4 protein-coding genes are annotated in these 4,045 nt (G+C 66.0%); 3 read left to right on the forward strand and 1 reads right to left on the reverse strand.

Annotated elements, in window-relative coordinates:
- Nucleotides 1–1,882 (reverse strand): transglycosylase SLT domain-containing protein (locus AC1P6P_RS16310; RefSeq protein ID WP_481403506.1); only part of this gene is annotated, 1,882 nt, incomplete at its 3' end.
- 182 nt (nucleotides 1,883–2,064) lie between these two features.
- Between AC1P6P_RS16310 and dapA the strand changes: the two genes are divergently transcribed.
- From dapA to AC1P6P_RS16325, 3 genes are all read left to right on the forward strand, one after another.
- Nucleotides 2,065–2,961 (forward strand): 4-hydroxy-tetrahydrodipicolinate synthase, encoded by an 897-nt coding sequence (gene dapA / locus AC1P6P_RS16315; protein ID WP_481403507.1) that lies wholly within the window; start codon nucleotides 2,065–2,067, stop codon nucleotides 2,959–2,961.
- 203 nt (nucleotides 2,962–3,164) lie between these two features.
- The gene (gene smpB / locus AC1P6P_RS16320; RefSeq protein ID WP_481403508.1) at nucleotides 3,165–3,641 is read left to right on the forward strand and encodes an SsrA-binding protein SmpB; all 477 of its coding nucleotides are present in this window, start codon (nucleotides 3,165–3,167) and stop codon (nucleotides 3,639–3,641) included.
- A gap of 48 nt (nucleotides 3,642–3,689) precedes the next feature.
- Nucleotides 3,690–4,045 (forward strand): molybdopterin-dependent oxidoreductase (locus tag AC1P6P_RS16325; RefSeq protein ID WP_481403509.1); only part of this gene is annotated, 356 nt, incomplete at its 3' end.

The raw sequence follows: 4,045 nt of genomic DNA on the forward strand, positions 1-4,045 counted from the left end.
GGATCCAGCGCTTGGCATTACCCTCGCCGGCATTGTAGGCGGCGGCCGACACGATTACCGAGTTTCCCCAGTTGGCGAGATAGGACGAGAACTCGGTCATGCCGAGCTGCATGTTGTAGGTCACGTCCGTCGTCAGCGCGTTCGGTCGGTAGGGCAGACCCGCCCGCTTGGCGTTGGCGCGCGCCGCCGCCGGGGTGAGCTGCATGATGCCGCGCGCGTTGGCGTGGCTGACGCTCTGTGGATCGAATTCGGTTTCCTGGCGGATGATGGCATGGACGAGAGCGGACTCCGGTACCGGAGCGGGACCTTTGTAGTCGGGCACGGCGATCACCGGATAGGAATACTGCGGGAAACCCGGCCCCTCATAGCCGATCACCTTGGCGACCCGCACGGCCACGTCGCGATAGCCCATGTCGGACAGCGCTGCGGCAACCTGCTTGACGTGGCCGGCGCCGGGATGCAGTTCGACATAGCGCAGCGCGAACGCCCTCAGCAGGTCCTGCGCCCCGAGATCGGCGAGCACGCGCATCGCCTTGACCATCTCGTCGGCATTGAACGCGGCGGCCGAGGGCATCGCTTCCACCCGCGCGGACGTCAAGTGCAGCACCGGCGCCGCGTCGATGCGGGTCAGCGCCAGTTGGCCGTAGAACGTCTCGGGCGCCTTGGACGCGTCCAGATAGGATTTGTAGGCGTTGGTATCGTCGCCCATCGCTTCATAGGTCCGCCCCATCCAATAGCGGGCGCGGGCGCGGCTGATCGGGCGCGACACGCCGGCATCGAGCCGCGCGAAGTGGGGCAGGGCGCTGGCGCCGTCCTTGAGGAAGCGCAGTGCGATCCAGCCGGCGAGGAATTCGGAATCCGAGAACTCGCTGCCCGAGGTGACGCCGGTGTCGGCGACCAGCTTATAGGCGAGCGCCGGCTTGTTCGCCTTCAGCATCTCGCGGGCGACGATGTGGGTCTCGGCCCACAACGGCCCCGGGCGCGTCTTGAACAGCTCGCGCACCGCCGGGCGGGTGAGGAGTTCGGCAGCGGCATCGAAATCGCCGTTCTTGCGCGCGGCGCGGGCGCGGTCGAACAGCAGGGCGCCGTTGCCGCCAAGATCGGCGGAAAGTTCCGACAGCACGCGCGGAGCGTGGCGGGGATCGGTCTTCACGGTGATGCGAGCGTTGGCGATGTGCTGCGCAGAGTCGTCCACGCGCGCCATTTCGCGGCGGGCGGCGGCGATCTGGTCGGACCAGATGAGATTGTCGAGCCGGCGCTTGTCCACATCCGGCGTCAGGATCGGCCCGTCTTTCTGCACGATGGCGAGTTCCTGCGGCAGCTCGAACACGCCCGCCGCCCAGCCGTCGCGCACTAGTTTCTTGCCCCAATCGGTTTTGCCGGTGGCAATCAGGGCATCGCCGAGCCGGATCATGGCGGTGGCGCTGATCGGATTGCGATTGCCGAACCAGGAAATCACTGTCGCGGGCGCGGTCGCCGGGTCCATCGCTTCTTCGGCGCGGACTTCAACGATGCCCCGCCGTGGCCAGTCGGGATACGCCTTCAGCACACCGTCGATATCGCTGAAGGCGGCATGCGCATTCTTGTCCTGGACATAGCGCCACTCGACCAGCGCGCGGGCGATAGGATTTTGTCCTTGGCGGGAGAGTGCCAGCGCTGCCGGCCAGTCGCCGCGGTTGGCGGCCTCGAAAGCGCGGGTGAACAGGTCGTGATCGGCGGCAGAGAGGACCTTAACCGTACCGGTGCGCAGCTCGGCTTCGCTGTCGGCGGCCGCATCGTCGCCCACCGCCTGGACGGTGACGGCTTGGCGAGCCGGCAGCGGGTCTGCCGCCGCGGCCCCCAACAGAAGGATGGCCAAAACGGGCAGGGCACGGGCAGGCATCGTTTTCAGTCCCAGGAATTCGCAGTTGGGATCGACCTTAATGTCGCGGGGGCGCACACTACAATCGTAATGTGTGGAGCGCCGCACATTCGCCGCGGCAAATGCCTTGCCCTGGCGGGGACAAGCGCTATTTTGCAGCCGAATTCGCCGCGTCCGTCACTCACACCGCACGAAGGTTGCCCATGCCGTTCACGCCCAAGAGCTTCAAAGGCTCCATTCCCGCGCTGATCACGCCGATGAAGGACGGTGCGGTCGATGAGGCTGCGTTCCGGCGCTTGGTGCGCTGGCAGATCGCGCAGGGCTCGAGCGGCCTGGTGCCGTGCGGCACGACCGGCGAGTCGCCGACGCTCAGCCACGAAGAGCATATGCGGGTGATCGACATCACCCTCGAGGAAACCGACGGTCGCGTGCCGGTGATCGCGGGGGCAGGCTCGAATTCCACGGCGGAAGCGATCTCGCTGACCCGCCACGCCAAGGAAATGGGTGCCGATGCGGTGCTGTCGGTGACCGGCTACTACAACAAGCCGTCGCAGGAAGGCATCTATCGCCACTACGCGTCCATTGCCGAGGCGGTTGATATTCCGATCATCCTCTACAACATCCCCGCCCGCGCGATCGTCGGCATCGACGTCGACACCATGGCGCGGTTGGCGCAAATCCCGAACATCATCGGCGTCAAGGATGCCACCGCCAATCTCGCCCGGGTGCTGCGCGAGCGCGCCGCCTGCGGCCCCGATTGGGTTCAGCTGTCCGGCGAAGACGGCACCGCGCTGGCCTACATGGCGCAGGGCGCCCAGGGCTGCATCTCGGTGACCGCCAACGTCGCGCCGAAACTGTGCGCCGATTTCCAGACGGCCTGCGCCGAGAAGCGCTGGGACGATGCGCTGGCGCTGCAGCTCAAGTTGATGCCGCTACACGACGCCATGTTCTGCGAGCCGAGCCCCGGCCCGGTGAAGTTTGCGGCTTCCCAGCTCGGCCTCTGCACCGACGAAGTCCGCCTGCCGATGATGGCCATCAGCGCCGCCGCCCGCGCCCGCATCAAAGCCGCCATGGCCGAAGTCGGCGTGACGGCGGAGTAAATCTCATCGGCGAGCGGCGTCGCCCTTCGCGGCCCCGCGCTCTCGTCATGCTGAGGTGGCCGGCCGAGTACGACCGTGCCGATTATTCGAGGACTTCGTGCGGCCGGCCCGCGAAGCACGCACTGGCGCGGGGCACCTCTGGGTGACGCCTTGGGAAATAGCTCCGTCCCCCTATATAATGACGGTGTCATCAGGAGCCGCCCGTGGCCAAGAAGAATCCAGACGACGACCGCAAGATTGTCGCCGACAACCGCAAGGCGCGGTACGCCTTCGCCATCGAAGACGCGTTCGAGGCGGGGATCATGCTGACCGGCTCGGAAGTGAAGTCGCTGCGCAACGGCCGTGCCACGATTGCGGAGTCCTATGCCCAGGCCAAGGACGGCGAAATCTTCCTGATCAACGCCAACATCCCGGAATACACCCAGGCCAACCGCTTCGGCCACGAGCCCAAGCGCATCCGCAAGCTGCTGGTCCATAAGACCCAGGTGCGCAAACTCGCCACCGCCATCCAGCGCGAAGGCATGACGCTGGTGCCGCTGAAGCTCTATTTCAACCCGCGCGGTATCGCCAAGCTCGAGATCGGCATCGCCAAGGGCAAGAAGCTGCACGACAAGCGCGAAACCGAAAAGAGCCGCGACTGGGCCCGCGACAAGGCCAGGATCATGCGGGCGAAGGGGTAACCCTATTCGCAACTCGCTATTCGCCATTCACTCCTTTAGAATGGTTCTATGCCCGACGAACCAACCCACCCCAACGACAAACTCGTCCGCGCCAAACAGCAATGGGCGGCGGATAAGCGGCTGATTACCGGGCGGCCGGACCTCGGGCATGTCGAGCGCCTGCCGCCGGGGCAGAAGGAAGTGAAGACCTGGCCGGTGCTCGACCTCGGCGTCCAGCCGGCGGTGAAGCCGGAGAACTGGCGCCTGCGTATCGGCGGGCTCTGCGAGAAGCCGCTGCATTGGACGCTCGACGAATTCCTGGCGCTGCCGCAGGAGGACTCCGTTTCCGACATCCACTGCGTCACGCAATGGAGCCGCTACGATAATCATTGGCGCGGCGTGGCGGCGAAGACGCTGCTCGATCT

Source organism: Rhizomicrobium sp. (genome assembly GCF_056722145.1).

Coding starts and splice junctions, on each gene's coding strand:
- dapA (WP_481403507.1), top strand. CDS start 2,065: ATGCCGTTCACGCCCAAGAGCTTCAAAGGCTCCATTCCCGCGCTGATC.